Here is an 18406-nt window from a genome sequence, read left to right as displayed (position 1 = left end):
AAACTTAGTTTTTCTTTTACCTTTGTAAATAATTGTTAAATCTACTAGCCATCGGTTTTTTCTATTTGATCTCTGATATCATTTAAATCTATATATCTATCCGTAGCATTCCGTAGTTCTCTAGCAATCATTCCTTCTGTTGATACTACTGTAATATGTGTATTTTTGGAACGTAATAGTTCTATTGCTCTTTCAAAATCTCCATCACCACTAAATAATACCACTCGATCGTACTGGTCTACTGTATTGAACATATCGACAACAATTTCAATATCTAAATTTGCTTTTTGCGAGTAACGACCAGAAGTATCATCATAGTATTCTTTGAGAATTTTAGTTCTAACTGTATATCCCAGACTAATTAGAGCATCTCTAAAACCTCGTTGATCTTGTGGGTCTTTTAAGCCAGTGTACCAGAATGCATTGATTAATGTTGTTTCTGACTGCTCATGTTTGAAGTATTCTAAGACTCGTCGCGGGTCAAAAAACCACCCATTTTTTTGTTGAGCATAGAACATATTGTTTCCGTCTACAAAAATAGACAGACGATTCATTGGAGAACCCATACAAATTTACACCTAATAATATAAATGAATTTAGATCGAACAATAGATTATAGCAATTTTCAAATGCCTTGTTTGCTAATATCTATAAAGTAGCTTTTCATCTATAGCTTTGATGCTACATGTTTCAAAGCATAAAAACGGCTGCAACATTAGAGTTGAGAACTTGGGTGCTAAGCCTTATTCACCTCCGGTACTGCAAGAGCCACCCTGTAATCAAAATCTACCAATAAAATTGACCCAGTAACAGCATTCATAGCTGCATAACACTAAAGTTTACTCCTAAAGAGGTATGACATAAGCTCATGGAAGAATATAAGTTAATGCCCATCTATAAGTAAAGCTTTTAGTATCAGGACATACTTTATGGGGAATACCAATAGTTGCGCCAAAGACAGAAGACGGACTTGTAACAGCTTCCGGTAAAGCACCCAGTTGAGAGTATACCTGTTGGTTAGGTTGGGAGAAAATCTCACAGTAAACAAGTGTACAGTCAGAATATATTAGCTCTGATCTGTGGGACAATCACTAGTTATAACTCACTCAACAGACAAGAAATAACTTAGGCAGTGCCTGAGAAATAATCTCTTGGGGGCTAACTTTGCTGAGGGAAGTTTCTTGATGAATAGAAGATACTTTACAAATGTATAAGATTAACATTTTAAGTCTTATTTCAATGTGCTTGTAGTAAAAGGTGGTTTTAATAAATAAAAATGTTGGACTTAAATCAATCAGTGACATGATATGGCAGAAGAATCTACATCTACCTTAACCAAAAATTGTGTCTCTGCTGCCAACAGACTGTCCAGTAAACCCACAAAAGTCACGTCTACAGCAGCAGCACGTCGGTCTAGGTGGATAGTTCGTTTAGGTCATCTACTAGCTGGCACTTGGGCAATAGGAGCAGCATTGCTAACTGCTTCTGGTTGGGATTTGGTTCAATTAATGGAAAATCAGGCACTTTCTCTGTTTTTTCAAGTGCGTGGGCCGATTGTGCCTCCAGAAGACATCGTAATTTTAGCAATAGACGATCAGTCAATATCAGTTCCAGAACAGTACTATAAAACAGATCCGCAACAGTATGCCTACCTAGAAACACTGAAATCTTTTCCTTACAAACGTGCTGCATATGCCCAGGTAATTACAAAGTTAATGAAAGCAGGTGTCCGTTCTGTAGCGATAAATCTTGTTTTTGATACACCAAGTAGTTATGGAGCAAGTGACGATCGCCAACTCCAAGCAGCGTTGGAAAAATATGGCAGCAAAGTTACCTTAGCAGCCCTCTACGAAAATTTTGAGACGCACCAAGGGTCATTTACTCAACTGACACCGCCACAACAGATGTTTCACAGAGGGTCAGTATCCATTGGTACAGTTAATTTTCCTGTGGAGGTTGATGGTAAAGTTCATCGATTGGCCAATGAGTTTCCCAAGTTGTTAGATCTAGAAAATTTATTTACAAACAGGCTACTTTCTTTTGATGAAGCAGTACTGAGGGCAGCACAAGTAAATTATCCGCGACCAAAAGGCGATCGCATTCATTTTTGGGGGCCTGCGGGGACATTTGAGCAAATACCCTTTTGGCACGTACTTGACCCAGAAAACTGGAACACTTATTTGCAACAGGGAAAACTATTCAAAAACAAAATAGTTTTGATTGGTTCAACAGATAAGTTGAACAATGATTATTATCCAGTAGCAGCGAGTAAGAGTCCTGAACCAATGTCGGGGGTGGAAATTCACGCCAATGCCATTGCAACTTTAATGACAGGTAAAGCCATCACCCAAGAAATTCAGACTCTACCATTGCGTGGTTTCTTTGTGCTAGTCTTAGTAGGCACTACAGGCTTAATTATTAGTAGAAGTAAGCATAGTATCAATCGATTTCTGTATAGTCTAGTTTTATCTGGCACTTGGTTAGGAATTAGCTATGGGTTATTTGTCTACGAGGGGTTAATTTTCCCTACTAGTGTACCAATGGTGGCGATCGCTTTTTGCGGACTGAGTTACCTGGGAACCTCAGTGGTTAGAGAAAACATTAGAAAACGCCAATTAGTAGATATATTTCAGAAATATAAAACTTCTCCTGTTGTCCAAGAAATTATCAGCCAACAAGATGACCTGCAAGACCTAATCGAGGAGCGAGATTTAGCTTTATCAGGTAAAATGTTGGCTCTACGCTACAGAATTGTCAAAGTTCTCGGTGCAGGAGGATTCAGTGAAACTTACATTGCTGAAGATATCCAACGTCCTGGTAATCCGCGATGTGTTGTCAAGCAACTAAAACCAAGCAACACCAAATCAGGAGGATTGCAACTTGCTAGACGTTTATTTAATTCAGAAGCGCAAACACTAGAAAAATTGGGAACTCATCCTCAAATTCCGCAACTTCTGGCGTATTTTGAAGAAGATGAAGAATTTTATTTAGTACAAGAATACATACTTGGGCATCCTCTGAGTCACGAACTACCACCAGGCAGAGCAATTGAAGAAATTGCAGTTATCAAAATTGTCAAAGACTTATTGCAAACATTAACATTTGTCCATGAAAACAACGTGATTCACCGGGATATTAAACCCAGCAATATCATCCGGCGACACTCAGACGGAAAACTCGTACTAATTGACTTTGGCGCAGTTAAAGAAGTCAGTGCCAAATACTTTGAGCCTCAAGAGCAAACTGCCTTCACCATCGGTATTGGGACTCAAGGTTACGCACCAACCGAGCAATGTTTCGGCCGTCCACAATACAGTAGTGATATCTATGCAGTGGGTATGCTTGGGATTAAAGCCTTGACTGGCATCACACCACGTGAGTTAGAGAGAGATGCTGATGGACAAATTCAATGGAGCGATCGAGCGCAAGTCAGCCACTCTTTAGCTCAGATTCTCAGTAAAATGGTGCAGGATGACTTCAGAGTGCGATATCAGTCTGCATTGGAGGCTCTTAAAGCTGTGGAAGCTGTTGAAGCTTCTGGTGATTTGCTAAATCCCCAAAGCGGATACCCTATGTTACAACATGACTCATTGATGAGTACTTTAGGCGAATTAAACGCTCCCACAAAATCTTACCCAGCACCATCGTCAGAAACAACTTGACGGAGACACGGGGACACGGAGACGCGGGGACGTTGGGAGAACATTTGATAATTTCAACGCATCAGAGCCTCTCCCATTTCCTACATCTTCTTGATTTTCCGCGTCTCCCCCTCCCCGTGTCCCCGTGTCTTCTTCAATTTAACGACAGAAACTCTTCTCCTGCCGTGGGATGAATGCCTATTGTTTCATCTAGTTCCTGCTTAGTAATGCCCTTACGAATTGCAACACCAAGAGTTTGAATGATATCTGCTGCATTTTCACCCACCATATGAGCGCCCAAAACTTCCTCAGAATCACCATTTACTACTAACTTGATACTTGCTTGCTTATCTTTTTCGGTTAGCTGATAAAACAGTGGTTGGAATTCGCTGTAGTAGGATTTTACAGACTCACCAAATTTTTCCCGTGCCTTGGCCTCAGTCATCCCCACACTAGCCGCTTCTGGACGGCAAAAAACAGCAGAGGGCACATAATCATAATTTAGTTTTTGTGGCTTGTTGCCAAAAACTGTATTGGCAAAGGCAATACCTTCTGCCTTTGCCACAGGAGACAATTGGATGCGGTTGGTACAGTCACCAACAGCAAAGATATTTTCTTGGTTGGTGCGGCTTTCTTCATCTACTTTGATTGCACCATGTTCGCCAATTTCAACATGGGCATTTTCCAAGCCTAGATTTTTAGTATTTGGGGTGTAACCCGTGGCAACTAGGATGGTATCTGCTGCAACTATTTCTCTACTCTCGCTATTAATAGTTAACAACAAAGACTCTTCTGAATATTTGATTTTTTGAACGGTGGTGTTGGTAAATAACTTAATTCCGCGTTTACTCAAAGCCTGTTGCACATGAGAGCGAATGTCATCATCAAACCCTGATAAAATCATTTTCTCTTTTTCAATTAGCGTCACCTGACAGCCAAAAGCGTGCATCATGCTGGAAAATTCGACGCCAATGTAGCCACCGCCAATTATGGTCAAACGTTTCGGCAGATAGGGTAGCTGAAACATCTCACGGGATGTAATGGCATATTCTATACCGGGGATATTCGGCTTGAGGGGTTGGCCGCCTACAGCAATTAAAATTTTGTCTGCTGTAACTTTGCGTTCACCAATACTGATAGTATGAGCATCAATAAAACTGGCACGTTCAGAAATTATTTCAACTCCAGCTTTCTGCAATTGCTGAAAATAGGATTCGTTGATGCTGTCAACATGCTTGTATACAGATTTAATAAATAATGTCCAGTCAAAGTATGTTGGACAATCACTCCACCCGTAAGTTTGCGCCATTTTATTTTGCAGCGCGAAGTCAGCAGCACAAACAATCAGTTTTTTGGGAACGCAGCCACGATTTACACAAGTTCCACCAAGGGCTTCTTGTTCGGCAATGGCAACACGCACGCCATAACTAGCTGCTTTTTTAGCTGCTGCCAATCCCCCAGGCCCAGCACCAATGACAAACAAATCATAATCAAATGTCATAAAAATCTGTTCCTTTTCAACTTTTTGGAAAGCAGAGCTATTTCATCCCTTATAGTTATTCAGACAAAACTTCATCTACTGTCTTTGGGTGGACAAATCGATACTGAAACAAGCTGATATGTAGCAGATTGCCGCTTCAACTGCAATTACTACAAAAATAACAGCGTAGGCGCAGCCCCCCGTAGGCATCGCTCCATTATTGCTAAGTTACATGACATTTTGTTGTGGAACAGACAGCATACTCATTCTACAAGAGGTCGATGTTGGCGATCGCTTTTCCCTGGGCGTAGTTCATTGCCTAATTTGGCCCAGTAGGTGATTAAATAACACCGTAATTTTCAGTATACTTTATTAAGTACTATTGCTAATATTACTTAAACTACGTATAATTTCTTCTGACTAAAACTTGGGAATTTTTAAGATAAATTTTTGTATTCCTAGGCAGAAGAGTATATAATCATACCTTGGTAAAAGCGATCGCTTAATTACGGAAAGAAGAAAGCGATCGCTTTTAGCGGGCGGGGTCACACTTTTATGCAGCAGCCACACTGTAGAAAAACTTCAGCCGACAAAGCCACTGATTCCAGTAATGAATTAGTCTTGTACGATCAAATTCAAAAATCTCTGCTTGTTCATGTGGCAAAGCTACGACAATGAGAGCATGTTGAATCTTGGAATTAAAGAGGCGATCGCTATAATATCGATTTATTCCACCAGTATAAGCAGCTACTTGTAAAGGCTTATCATAAAGCTTATCAAATCTCAGTTTTGGTTGCTCTGCTGTCGTCCATTCAATTAGATGGGGAACACCTTGATAACGAGCAACTAAATCAACTTTCCCAGCGTAGAGTTCTTGATAGTTAGGCACAACTTGTTCAACCAATTGAACATCGCTAAGTTGATTTAGCACAGATTGAACGCTATCCCAGTAAGGTTGAATTAGGCTGTTATCAGGTTTGGGTGAATAGCCTTCCAGGTATTCCTTAATTAACTGATGCAAAGCATTTCCTCGACGACGACTGTTAGCTGCAATTCGATTTGCTTCTGTGTTGCCAACTTTATTACGCCAATAGGAAAGGGCGGCTAGAGACTCCGGTGGTTGTGTTGCTTTTAAAACTGTGGTGACCGCAGGAAGTAGAACGCCACCATTGCCTTGATAGTAGCATCGTCCGTTGATGTAAGTAGATTTCATAATTTGTGAGTAATGAATTACTACATCAACTTTTGCGTTAGCTTAGTACACAAGTAATACACATGCTGTGAGTCTTTGTGACTATATAGAGTACACAGATGTGTACTGTGGTTGTGATGCGTTAATACTTATGAATCAACAACATTTCAATGCAGTATTTAATGGCTTAACTGAAAGGCGGCGAGAGGTACTGCTAAAACTACTGGCTAACGAAACAGATGAAGCGATCGCTAAATCTTTGCATATTCAGAAATCAACTGTCAGAAAACATCGTGAGGAAATTTGTAAATTATTTGGTTTGAATAATGAATTTCCAGACGAACGCCGTTCAAAGCTTCCAGAATTAATCGCTCTATTTGCTAAGTACAAGCCTGAGTTATTAAATCAAAATACTTCAGAGTTATCACAAACTGAAAATTTCAGTCAAGATAAAACGACATTTGAAGATCCTAATTTTGTGGGGCGTGAGGAAGCGATCGCACCTGTTAATTCTCAGGAGTTTTTTTTCGCTGAAGTTATGAGAATTGAGGCTCGAATAAAACAATACGAACAGAAGCCTAATTCTTCGGCTAACTTAATTCACTATCCACCAACGCTTAAAAACTGGCAAGGCCGTGACGAAGAAATCCACCAAATTACTAGTTGGTTAGCTGATAACCATATCAACATTATTGGAATCCAAGGTTTAAGTGGTATAGGTAAATCCTGTCTAGCAGCCAAGGTGTATGAATCTCAGCTATTTGAAGCAAGATTTTGGGCTGATGTTAGAGAAGGCACTGATTTCAGTGTGTTTGCCAAGAAAGCTTTGACTGAACTAGCTGGGAAATCTTTAGAAGAGTTGGTAACACTGCGGGAACCAAATCAACTCATATTTGCTTTGTTGGACATTTTGAGACAGCGACCATGCTTGTTAGTATTCGATAACTTAGAAACATTACTTGATAAGGAGCGTAATTTTCAGGAAATTTACAAATACTTCTTCAATCGCTGGATTGAACATGGAACAACCAGCAAAATACTGCTGACAACTCAGATTCAACCAGAACTCATGGAAGGTCATGGTCATTGGCTATCGTTGTCAGGACTCAAAGCTACGGAAGGAGCAAAATTATTATCAGATTTAGGTATTGTCGGATCTGAGGAAGAATTACAAGATTTTTCTAGATATCTTGATGGACATCCAATGATGTTGCGGTTAGTGGCATCAAAGTTAAAACCAGGCACTCATATCCTGAAGTCCAAAAAACTGGGTTTTACGGAACTTGACTTATTGTTGAATAAGGTTCATATGACTTATCGAGATCAAGAAAGATTTCGGTTTATCTGGATTTTGGAACCACATTTTGAAGATTTAACACCGAAGCTGAAACGTTTTTTTCTCAATCTCAGCATATTTCGTAATGAATTTGATCTATATACAGCATCTGAAGCTTTAATTGAGACAGAAGAACTTACTAGTATTTGGGAAAGTCTAAAAAATGATATTTCTGTTGAGCTAAAACCTTCAGATAATCAAAATATAGAAGAACCTGCTAATGCTTGGGAAACTCAACAAGCTTTAGACGATCTTATCAGTCGTTCATTACTAGATGTCTTGCCAGAAAGACATAAATATAAGTTACACCCGTTTGTTGTACAGTATGCCAAACAGAAAACATCTAATGAACAAGAAGCCTTCTACAAAAAAGCATTTGCCCGAAAATTGATGATTTATTATCTGTCAATTACTCCAACTTTAGATAGTTGGAGGACACTAGAACATGCAATGCCATTTATAGAAATTTTTTATCTTTCGTGTGAAGTAGGGGCTTTTTGTCACGCTTATGAAATACTTGTTGTATATATCGATCAATATTTATATTTAAGAGGTGATAATATTTTACTAAGTGAAATGTATGAAGATTTGTTACAGATATTCGATAAAAGTCATTTAGGAATAAAAAAAATGGCAGTACTCTTAAACAAATTAGGTAGTGCCTATTTTTATAGTGGACGACCTCAAGAAGCTATAAAAACTAGTTTACAGGCACTTGAGATTGCACGGGAATTAGGCGATTGCCAAACTGAGACGGATGCATTATGTAGTCTGGGTAATGCATATGAACGTCTTGATAAATATGAAGAAGCATTACAGTGGCATGAGCAACATCTGGCAATAGCAAGTAAGATTAGCAATCAATCATGGGAAGCAGTTTCACTTCATAATATAAGTAATATTTATTTGCGGCAAAATAATTCGGAAAAAGCAATTGAATATGCAAACAAATCTTTAAGAATTTGCCAAGAAATTAGTAATTTAGAATTAGAGGCAACTGCACTCGCAAGTTTGGGAAATATTTATCTTTTTATCAAGGAACATCAGCAAGCAATTGATTACTATAATAACTCATTAGAAATGCTAGAAAAAGTTGGTACTCAGTTTATAAATAACGTTGGTAATTATTGCTTTAAGGGTGCTATTTTGAACAATATAGCATCTACTTACAATCAAATTGGACAATACGAACAGGCAATTCAATTTTTTAATAAAGGCTTAGAAGTTGGACAAGATATTGGTGATAGTAGCATAGTTTATTTTGCTCTAGAAGGTTTGGGTGAGGCTTTAATTGCTCAAGCTAGCCTCCTTAACAACCTAGCTTTTAAATTTAAACACACTTTGCTTAATCTGTATAACCAAGCGATTGATTTTTATGAAAAAGCATTGGCAATTGCAGAAGATATTAGTAACTTGAACCTTAAAGCTTCGGCACGACAGGGCTTACATATTACTTTTTGTAATTTAAGTCATGCTTATCGTGCTTTAGGAGAATATAAGCAAGCAAATGATTACTATCAAAAGGCTATAGAAATAATAGAATCAAAAACTGTTTAATAAAATTCTCGATCAAAATATTTAATAAGTAATATAAAATTCTAAAACACCCTACTCTTACCCATCGCTGAAATAGAAAAACGACGATTTAAAAATTAAATCGCCTTCTTCTTTGCGCCTCTGCGCCTTTGCGTGAGATAAAAAAGGCGGGTGCGGGGATTGAACCCGCTAATCCCCACAATGGTGGAGATGTAACCGATAACCCTAAATTCTTCGTCCCCGAAAGGCAAGTTGCGAACAAGGGTAACCCGCCATAAAGTATGAAGGATAAAGGAAAACTTTATCCTCCACAAATGTCTACAACTCACCCGTAGCCAGCATTTGGATAATGCGAGGTGTACCCGGGTCGAATCCCGCCAAATCCCAAGACAGCGGATCTTGAGGATCTACCAAGGTAATTTGGTAAGGTGTCAGGGTGACATACACCGCCTTAGCCTCAGGATTTACCTTTTTGCGGTACTCCTTCAATGCTTGACTTGGATGCTTATACCCAGCCCATGACTCGCTGTCAGTCCAAAAGCAGACAACATCTGCCTTAAACTTATTCTTAATCATCCACTCGTAAGCCACAGATGCATCTGTCCCGCCGAAGTTCTGATTTCTAGCTTTCGCTACAGCAGAACTAAAACTATCTTTGGCAGTGATATCCAATTCGCGGAATTCTGTAGCAAAGCCGCGAATCATGTAGTTTTTCTCTGCTTTTGCTGTGACTAATGCCATTGTGGTGGCAATTTCACAACAACTCAGCCCCATATCTGCAACCAAGCTACCCATAGAACCAGAAACGTCTACAGCGTGCATGAAGACTTTGCCTGTGGGTTGTACAACATCAAAAGACAGTTCAACCGCCTTTTCTAAGATGTCTACAATCCGAGAAACTGGGTTCCAAGTCTTCTGGCTGCGTCCTAATCTACCACCAGATTGATATGTTTTGAGTGCTTTCAAAACATCAATTGGATGAATGCGACCTTTACGCAGATGTTCTTTGTTGTTGAGAACTGCTTCCACTCGCTGCAAGTTGGCAGTTTCGTCAGTTCGCAACACACCCAGTTCAGTCAAAGAACCCAGGTTACGCAGCATTGCACCTATTGGCATTTCCTGAAATAACAACTGCCAAGCAGCTTTGTCCATTTTGCCCACGGGTGCAGCCATTTCATGGGTTAGGCGTCCTTGCAAAATAGCTTCATGGGTTTGGGTAGGGTTCTGCTTGAGCCACTCATACCACCAAATCTGCGCTAACGCTTCTGAGGGAATGTCGGCTGGCAATTCTTCCCAGCCTCTAACCACCCACTCAAATAGTTGACGGTGATTTTCTGTAGGCGGTTTGACATGGAACAACCGCAATGCATCTCGGTGGGTAAAGCCTTGACGCTGTTGATATTTCAACAGTTGATAAGCTAAACCTTTGACATCTTCCCGTGAGAGCCAAGTTTTACCAGCTTCTCGCACCACTTTGCCAAATCCCCGCAGAGATTTGGTGTAGTTCAGCCATTCGTAGAAGTGGCTACCTGTGCGGACAACTTGGGGGAAAATTTCACCAAATGCTCGTTTTGCCTCTGGTGTTTCACCCATTGACAGCAAAACTAAAGCCAAGATAGGCGCACTGTTATTGATGGCGCGTCCATCGCTTGCATAAAGAATTTCTTCTGCCACATGGCTGGGATTTTCAGCAACAGCTTGTCTGACAACTGCCACAAAATCTTCAGTTAATTCTTGTTTCCCAGCATAGTAAGTGCTTTTCGCTGTGCCAACCAAAAGACAACGGCGCAGCATTTTCCAAATGCCAGCATCAAACATCCAACCACCGGAACGTCCCTGAATCATCTCGGCTTCTCTTCCAGGGATAGGCTGATTTTGTGGTGTAGTTGTTTTCTTTTTAGTGAAGAAGTTGTAATTCATCGCTTCATCTCCCGGCCTTTGCAGGCAAAAATCAAAGGTGGCGGAGCAGGATTTGAACCTGCGACCTCTCGAACCCTAATCGATAACCCTAATTCGTCGGCCTTTGCAGGCAAGGGGTGAACAAGGATGTTTTAGCGCTCTACCACTGAGCTACCCGCCACATAAAAATTCAAAATTCAAAATTCAAAATTAAATACAGCCACCCACAAGGGTAACTCTTTACTGAATTTGGTGTAGTGGAGCGGGATTTGAACCCGCGACCTCCCGCTTGGCAGGCGATAACCCTCAATTCGTCGGCCTTTGCAGGCAAGGGGTGAATAAGGATATTTAGGCGCTCTGACCACTGAGCTATCCACCACATAAAAATTCAAAATTCAAAATTCAAAATTCAAAATTTAAATTTCAGGACTAGATTTGGTTTAGCGGAGCAGGATTTTCACCTGCATCTCCAGAAGTTGTATCAAGGGTGTTTTAGTTATCTGTATGCGATAACCCTCGATATATCGGCCTTTACAGGCAAGGTGGGGACTCTATTATTTGAGCTATCCGCTACTGACAAAAGCTAACTCCTTGATGAACATCAGCTTGTATTATTAATGTAGTTTATGTAATACGAGGTGTCAAGTGTTTGGCAAGCTAATTTATTTGTATTGGTGTACTCAGGTGCGTAGGCGTAGCCCGCCGCAGGCATCGCTACAGCTCACTACACAAGGCAAACTATTTTTGCCGGATTTTTCACTTTTAGTGTTCAATTTGCTGGATTTTGGTGACTATAACACCTATCAAGGAAAATTTTTGCCGACAAATTTGCCAAACTATACAAAAAAACGTCCCAATTTTTGCCAATATAATAATATTATTTTCCAAAATTCACTTGGCAAAAATCGGCATGAGTGAAAAATCCATAGAAGGTAACGGTAAGGCTTTTCTCGTTATACTTTTGCCCCTCTCGTTTTTGATTATTTTCCTAGTTGCCACGTGGAGAATTTTACTGGCAGCAATTGTGCTGGTAATTGCCTTCAAGCTTTGGCAGGAATATCAATGGCAACAGTGGACTCGGCGAGTTAACCCAATTTTTCATCAGTTGGTTCGGGAAAATCAGGGCAAACTGACGCCAATGGACTTGGCAATCAGGGGTAATTTTCCTGGAACAACGGCAAAACGCTACTTAGATACTAAAGCTCAGGAATTTGGCGCTAGTATCGTAAATTCTGAAGACGAGAGCCAGTATTATTACTTTATAACTGGCAGTATTTTGGGCAATATTCTTGACAGTAGTGAGCCTGTCAAGCAACTTCCTGCTCAACCAGTTACCAAAACTGCGCGATCGCTTTTAGCACCACCGCCACCAACACTACAGGAGGAAGAACTAGAAACTGAATCACTCCCACAACTAAGCCATAACGAAGTAACACGAACGCTAGAAAAACAATTAGTTTTTGGCTCTTTGATTCAATCTGAATTAGCCAAGCGACTAAATGTCTATTCCAGCACGGTTTATAAACGGCGCAACGATCCAGAATTCCCTGAGTGGAGTCGCAGCAAAGACCCCGATGGTATCGCCTGGTCATATTCAGAAAAAACTAAAGAGTTTTTTCCTGTGGAGGGAGAATAAGAAGGCAAAAGGCAAAAGGTAAAAGGCAAAAATAAAGAAGCTTCAGGCTTTACTTTTTACTTCTAAACCCACGGCTTCGCTGATGGAATTTAATCCGCTTTGTTCTAAATGGGAAAGCAAACCTTTAAGAATTCGGCGTACCATCAGTGGACCTTCATAAATCCAGCCTGTATAAACTTGGATCAAGCTAGCACCAGCAATAATTTTTTCCCAGGCATCTTCTGGGGAAAAAATGCCACCAACGCCGATAATGGGAATTTGTCCTTGAGTTTGCTGCCAGATAAAACGAATTACCTCAGTGGAGCGATTCCGCAATGGTTCACCGCTAATTCCGCCAGCTTCTGACTGGGGTGTATGCTGTGTTTGCTCAATCACCTGAGTTTTGAGTCCATCACGACTGATAGTAGTATTAGTGGCGATAATTCCGGCTAGTTGGTAGGTTTTGGCTAAAGAAATAATGTCAGCGATCGCTTCCCATTCTAAATCTGGCGCTATCTTGACAAAAATAGGTTTTTGTGCAACGTTTTCTGTTTGTAATAATTCTAAGATGGCACTAAGCATGGCAGCATCTTGGAGCGATCGTAGCCCTGGCGTATTTGGGGAAGAAACATTAACAACAAAATAATCTCCCAAATCCTTGAGCAAGCGAAAACTCTCAAGATAATCCTGTGCCGCAGCTTCGAGAGGAGTTACTTTAGATTTACCCAAATTTATTCCTATGGGTATTGACCGAGTTAACTCCTTGTTTTCCCCTGCCAATCTTGCTGCCATTGCCGCTGCACCACTATTATTAAAGCCCATCCGATTGAGAGCAGCTTTATCCAACGGCAAGCGAAACAAACGGGGACGGGGATTTCCTGGCTGTGAATGAAAAGTTACAGTTCCTAATTCCGCAAAGCCGAAACCCAGGCTAGACCAAATGTTAGCAGCAACACCATCCTTGTCAAAGCCAGCGGCTAAACCTACAGGATTGGGGAACTTTAGCCCAAACAAATTTTGTTCTAGGCGTGAATCGTGCAAACACAAAGATTTTTCTAAACGGCGATTTACCCAACTTGCAGGGGGGTAAGTGCCTGTTTGGGATAGCCAATTAAAACTGCGAATTGTCTGTTGATGTAACCACTCTGGGTCTGCTTTTACCAGATTGAAAAACAGTGGACGAATTGCAACTTGATAAATATCCATTAGCTTTGATATAAACAGAATTCAGAACTCAGAATTCAGAATTCAGAATTCTGAATTGTGGGCTTTTGATTTTAGCTTTGTTGAAAAATTTTGTAGGAGTTCTATTAAGTCCGCTTAAAGACTTATCATTAAAATCTCTTTGTGTCCCCGCGTTCTTCCATCTGCGCGTTTCTGCATCAGCCTCAACGATAAGTCTTTAAGCTTACATGACATCACTGCTAAGAAGCAAAATCTTTTAAGAAGCTAAGTAAGGCTTCATTAACTATTTGGGGAGACTCTACGCTTACCCAGTGACCGACACCAGGAATGATAATTTGCTTTTTCAAGTTAGGAACCCAGTTGCTCATTTCATCGAGATTCATTCCAGGAAACTTGAGTACTACGTCTTTTTCACCAGCAATGAACAATGCTGGTTGTGATATCTTTTTATCTTGCAGTTCAGGGGTAACTTCCATGTTCCGGTCAATGTTCCGATACCAATTTAATCCCCCACGGAAACCGCTGCGTTTATATTGCTCTACATAATAATCTAGATCCTCTTGGGTTACCCCCGAAGGTTGCTCCTCAGGATCGATTAACCCGTCTAGAAAACCGGAGGTTGATGGTTTAGGTTTGAAGAAAATTCCTTGAGAATTAGAGCCACTACCCATACCATAAATCATCCGTAATGAACGACGGATGTCGGCTTCAAATTCAGCTTCGGCAATCCCAGGCTTTTGGAAATATACCATGTACCAAAAGTTGTCTCCAAAATTCTCTTGTTTTGTCAATTCTCCCACTGGGTAACGAGAGTAGGGGACGCTCATACCAACAACAGCATTTACTCGTTCTTCATGCAGTAATGCTGTATTCCAAGCTACAGGCGCACCCCAGTCATGGCCGATAACAGTGAAGGTTGCATGGCCGAGGGCATCAGCAATGCCAATAACGTCTCCAGTTAAATGGATGATGTCATAAGCATTAACTTCTTCTGGGGCATCGCTGCCACCGTAACCTCGTTGGTCGGGAACAGCCACCTGGAAGCCTGCTTCCACAAGCGGGTCGATTTGGTGACGCCACAGATACCAGCATTGAGGCCAACCGTGAAGCAAAATTAACAGAGGTCCCTCACCCTCAACAACTGTCCTCAGACTAACTCCGTTTGTCTTGATAGTACGAAAGTTGCGTTGTTTCATAATTAAAACCTTTTGTATTTCACTATTGACCTGTTAATAACTGTTTTGGTGACTAGTTTAATACCTGTGGCGATATTATTCAGAGTGCTTTTCTGGGCATCTTATATATTACAAGTTATGTAAAACGATAAATCAGATGGGGCAGCCGCAAAAAACTATAGCCGCTGAACAGCAGATCCTTTCATTGGGGCGCGTCCTACAGAGCCTCAGGGAAGAAGATGATGTTGATGTTCTGATTGAAATTATTATTTCTTATCTTCAAGAACAGTTTGACTACAAATTAATTTGGATTGCTCTTTACGATCGCCTCAACCACATATTGTTTGGTAAAGGTGGTATAATTCCTAACAAAGATACAAGCCTTTTACACCAAAAAATTGTTATTAGTCCTGGGGATTTATTAGAGCAAGTAGTAATTGAACAGCATCCCTTGGGCGTAGCTGATTTGCGAGCTGAAACCCGGGCCGCTGAATGGCGAAAAGTCGCAGAAAAATTCCAAATCCAAGGAACGATTGTTATCCCAATTCGCTATAAAGACCGTTGTTTAGGTTTGCTGTTAATGGGTTCAGAACGCTGGGGCTACCTACTAACAGGCGAAGCAAAAGCACGTTTGATGATGGTTTTAGGCGAACTCGGCGCAGTGCTTTATCAACGTGAAATGCATTTGCAGCAAAAGCAAGTTAAGCGAACCGAAGAGCCATTATTAGAATTGCTAGAAAATTTACGCAACCTGAGTAACCTGAATAAAAAACTAGAAGCGGCGGTGCAAGCAACCCATAAATTTGTCTCTCCTAACCGAACAAATGTCTATTGGTTTGAGCGAGAAGGGCGCTATTTTTGGTGTCGCATGAGCAATCAACTTGTAAAAATCGATCCTAATTCTAGTACTCAGCCAGCGGCAGGAATGACGGTGCAGGAATTGAGCGATTTTTATTATGCTTTGTCAGTGAACCAAATTGTTTCCATTGGTGATGCTCGTAGTTCCTTAAAAAGTCATTTTACGGCAAAATTGCTACAACGATTGAAAGTGCGATCGCTCTTGGCTGCTCCAATTATCTGGCAAAAAAACTTGCTGGGTTTTTTGGCTGTGGAAAGTAATGAACCCCGCATTTGGACAGAGATAGATAAAAATTTTGTCCAAGGTGCAGCTGGATTAATCTCGTTGATTGCTCCCATTGAAAATAGCGAAAGTACTATCAAACAAATTCAAGAAGATGCTCAACTGACTAGCCAAGTTGCCCAAGGCATTTATAGCGAATATGAGCTTCAGGAAACCTTAGAAATTTTTGCTAAAAAAGTTTTAACTCGATTTGCTGCTACGCGCTTTTTGCTATTGCAGTATGACTCAGAACAGAATAATTATCAATTTATTTATCAAAGTCAGCCCCATAATCGCCGACCGTTAAAATTTGGTCTCGATACTCTCAAAGAATTAGATGGACAACTTTTGCAACGTTCAAATGAAGCAATAGAAATTGAGAACTTAGATGAGGATTTACGCTTTTTTAATTGGCGTGGTTTGTTGTTAGAAAATGGAATGCGATCGCTATTGATTTGTAAATGCCTCCAGGGTCAAATCCCACCAGCAATTTTAGTCATCGCTCACGAAAGCCATCGTTGTTGGACAACTCTAGAAAAAGAATTGCTTGGGGCTGTAAGTCAACAAATTGGTGTAATTATTCGTCAGTGGCAATTGCACAACCGCACCCAGCACCAGCAAAAAATTTCCCAAGCATTTGAGCGATGTCTAGATATTTTGCCACAATCCTACAACAGCAAAATTGACGCCGGAAAAAAACACCTAGAATGTACAGTTCTAGAACAAATAGCAGCGATTCTTAACTGTCCGCTAGCGGTACTATTTTCTTGGTCGCCTGGTGAAGATTGGGCAGAAATTATACCTGGAGTCACAACCAGTAGCCAATTTGGAATTTTTGCCGATGCATCAATTTCCACACGAAATGAGGCGATAATTCAGTGGTCACTAGATACAGAAAGTTACCTGATCCTCAAGGTAGATGATTTACCTGCGGAAACTCGGAAATGGTTAAATACGCCAGACAAAGGTCAAATTTTCATCATGGCCTTACGTACTAATATTGAGCATGAAACCACAGGTGTAGTTTTGTTAGCAGACACTCAAGAGCGTCGCTGGTCAGAACAAAGCCTGAATACCACAGCAACTCTGATTTCTCAATTAGCTTGGTGGCGTCGTCAAAAGCAAATTAATCAACTTCTAGAGTCCACAACTGAAGAATTACGACAACTCAATTGGTACAAACACCGTCGCCTAGAAGAAATCCAAAGAATAACAGCGGTGTCTCTGAGTCAAATACGCGATCTAGGGATTCCTGCAAATGAACTGACTCAGATGCGCTACCAGCTGTTGCTACGGCAGTTAGACCACACAGCCACCTCCATGAGTGGATTGCTAAAACTAGAGCAATGGCAGCTACACAAGAGTTGGGAAACTATGCCCATAGCCAGTTTATTAAAGCGATCGCTCGAACGCATCGACAATTTACTCAAACAACAAAAACTCTGGATTGGCGTGCATGGATTGGGACAACCGATTGAGGATGGAGAATCACCAAAAAGCTGTTTATTACCCAAAAGTGTTCCTAGCGCCAACCCTCAATCAGCAATGGCGATCGCAGGCGATATTATGAAAATTGAATTAGTTATCCATGAATTGTTGATTAATGCCTGTAACCGTTCTGCAATCGGCGGCAGAATTGACATTTGGTGTCGGCGTTTAACTGACCATCAACCCACAGATCCCAAGAGAAATCCATCGGAACTTCGGCTAGATTCTGCTGTCAGAGTGGGAGCTGCTCATCAGACATCCCTAGAACTGTCGATTACACACAATGGTGCGATTGAACCACAGCTACTAACAGAGTTAAATAAAAATCCACTCAAAGATGTCCTTGCTCCCTCTAGCCTCGACCAACCACCAGGCTTACACCTGATAATTTGCCAAAACCTCATGCAGGAACTAGGAGGAGAATTGAACTTCTATCAATTACCCGATAATCGGGTAGTCAGCCGATTGGTTTTACCGTTAGCAGGTAATGATTCTTAAACAGCAGAATTGAGGAGTCACGTCGCTTCGCTCCGAATTCAAAATTCAAAATTTAAAATTCAAAATTTAACCCTGAGCGGATTCGTACCCCTACGGGGAAGCAAGCTACGCGTAGCGTTTCGCAGAGAAGGGTCAAAATTAAGCAAATATACCAAGCGATTAGAAATCGCAGCTACACAAACGAAGTCCGCCTACGCGGACTCTAAGAATTTGAAACCCACGAAGGTGGGTTTTGCCTGTA

Annotated in this window: 10 protein-coding genes and 2 tRNA genes; 4 read left to right on the top strand and 8 right to left on the bottom strand. The window is 40.8% G+C overall.

The features are described from left to right. Positions 1–44: 44 nt before the first annotated feature. Positions 45–566 (bottom strand): NYN domain-containing protein, encoded by a 522-nt coding sequence (locus tag ACM0OY_RS17800; RefSeq protein WP_096535107.1) that lies wholly within the window; start codon positions 564–566, stop codon positions 45–47. 741 nt (positions 567–1307) lie between these two features. Here ACM0OY_RS17800 and ACM0OY_RS17795 point away from each other — a divergent pair. After that, positions 1308–3662: a CHASE2 domain-containing protein gene (locus tag ACM0OY_RS17795; RefSeq protein ID WP_414570174.1), complete on the top strand. Its 2355-nt coding sequence runs from the start codon at positions 1308–1310 to the stop codon at positions 3660–3662. 133 nt (positions 3663–3795) lie between these two features. On the opposite strand, the gene gorA is transcribed toward ACM0OY_RS17795, so the two are convergent. Then, complete coding sequence (gorA, locus tag ACM0OY_RS17790) at positions 3796–5142, bottom strand: glutathione-disulfide reductase (RefSeq protein WP_414570173.1); 1347 nt, start codon at positions 5140–5142, stop codon at positions 3796–3798. A 532-nt stretch (positions 5143–5674) separates the two neighbouring features. Beyond that, positions 5675–6334, bottom strand: coding sequence for an exonuclease (locus ACM0OY_RS17785; RefSeq protein WP_414570172.1), 660 nt, complete (start codon positions 6332–6334; stop codon positions 5675–5677). Positions 6335–6464: 130 nt separating this feature from the next. Here ACM0OY_RS17785 and ACM0OY_RS17780 point away from each other — a divergent pair, with 130 nt between their 5' ends. Continuing rightward, entirely contained in the window at positions 6465–9206 is a 2742-nt protein-coding gene (locus ACM0OY_RS17780) for a tetratricopeptide repeat protein (RefSeq protein ID WP_414570171.1), read from the top strand. A gap of 297 nt (positions 9207–9503) precedes the next feature. Here ACM0OY_RS17780 and ACM0OY_RS17775 read toward each other — a convergent pair whose 3' ends face one another. The 3 genes from ACM0OY_RS17775 to ACM0OY_RS17765 form a co-directional block, all read right to left on the bottom strand. Next, on the bottom strand, positions 9504–11105 hold the full coding sequence (locus tag ACM0OY_RS17775) for a TROVE domain-containing protein (RefSeq protein ID WP_414570170.1): 1602 nt from the start codon (positions 11103–11105) through the stop codon (positions 9504–9506). A gap of 37 nt (positions 11106–11142) precedes the next feature. Further along, positions 11143–11265 (bottom strand) — tRNA-OTHER (locus ACM0OY_RS17770). Positions 11266–11334: 69 nt separating this feature from the next. Then, positions 11335–11464, bottom strand: a tRNA-OTHER gene (locus ACM0OY_RS17765). A 530-nt stretch (positions 11465–11994) separates the two neighbouring features. Between ACM0OY_RS17765 and ACM0OY_RS17760 the strand changes: the two genes are divergently transcribed. Further along, a complete protein-coding gene (locus ACM0OY_RS17760) occupies positions 11995–12720 on the top strand; it encodes a hypothetical protein (RefSeq protein WP_414570169.1) in 726 nt (241 codons plus the stop codon). 42 nt (positions 12721–12762) lie between these two features. Here the strand turns inward: ACM0OY_RS17760 and ACM0OY_RS17755 are convergent, their stop codons facing one another. Both ACM0OY_RS17755 and ACM0OY_RS17750 read right to left on the bottom strand, forming a co-directional pair. Beyond that, the gene (locus tag ACM0OY_RS17755; protein ID WP_414570168.1) at positions 12763–13905 is read right to left on the bottom strand and encodes a quinone-dependent dihydroorotate dehydrogenase; all 1143 of its coding nucleotides are present in this window, start codon (positions 13903–13905) and stop codon (positions 12763–12765) included. Positions 13906–14123: 218 nt separating this feature from the next. Beyond that, positions 14124–15080, bottom strand: coding sequence for an alpha/beta fold hydrolase (locus ACM0OY_RS17750; protein ID WP_414570167.1), 957 nt, complete (start codon positions 15078–15080; stop codon positions 14124–14126). A gap of 136 nt (positions 15081–15216) precedes the next feature. On the opposite strand from ACM0OY_RS17750, the gene ACM0OY_RS17745 reads away from it, so the two are divergent. Then, positions 15217–18165: a GAF domain-containing protein gene (locus ACM0OY_RS17745; protein ID WP_414570166.1), complete on the top strand. Its 2949-nt coding sequence runs from the start codon at positions 15217–15219 to the stop codon at positions 18163–18165. Positions 18166–18406 lie beyond the last annotated feature (241 nt).

It is taken from the genome of Nostoc sp. CCY 9925, from assembly GCF_963920935.1.
Taxonomy (GTDB): Bacteria; Cyanobacteriota; Cyanobacteriia; order Cyanobacteriales; family Nostocaceae; genus Nostoc.
The sequence above is the reverse complement of the archived record's forward strand: the minus strand, read 5'-3'. Positions and strand labels throughout refer to the sequence as shown.

Bases quoted from the DNA above. Each gene is read 5' to 3' on its own strand.
- ACM0OY_RS17800 (WP_096535107.1), bottom strand. From the start codon at position 566: ATGGGTTCTCCAATGAATCGTCTGTCTATTTTTGTAGACGGAAACAAT.
- ACM0OY_RS17795 (WP_414570174.1), top strand. From the start codon at position 1,308: ATGGCAGAAGAATCTACATCTACCTTAACCAAAAATTGTGTCTCTGCT.
- gorA (WP_414570173.1), bottom strand. From the start codon at position 5,142: ATGACATTTGATTATGATTTGTTTGTCATTGGTGCTGGGCCTGGGGGA.
- ACM0OY_RS17785 (WP_414570172.1), bottom strand. From the start codon at position 6,334: ATGAAATCTACTTACATCAACGGACGATGCTACTATCAAGGCAATGGT.
- ACM0OY_RS17780 (WP_414570171.1), top strand. From the start codon at position 6,465: ATGAATCAACAACATTTCAATGCAGTATTTAATGGCTTAACTGAAAGG.
- ACM0OY_RS17775 (WP_414570170.1), bottom strand. From the start codon at position 11,105: ATGAATTACAACTTCTTCACTAAAAAGAAAACAACTACACCACAAAAT.
- ACM0OY_RS17760 (WP_414570169.1), top strand. From the start codon at position 11,995: ATGAGTGAAAAATCCATAGAAGGTAACGGTAAGGCTTTTCTCGTTATA.
- ACM0OY_RS17755 (WP_414570168.1), bottom strand. From the start codon at position 13,905: ATGGATATTTATCAAGTTGCAATTCGTCCACTGTTTTTCAATCTGGTA.
- ACM0OY_RS17750 (WP_414570167.1), bottom strand. From the start codon at position 15,080: ATGAAACAACGCAACTTTCGTACTATCAAGACAAACGGAGTTAGTCTG.
- ACM0OY_RS17745 (WP_414570166.1), top strand. From the start codon at position 15,217: ATGGGGCAGCCGCAAAAAACTATAGCCGCTGAACAGCAGATCCTTTCA.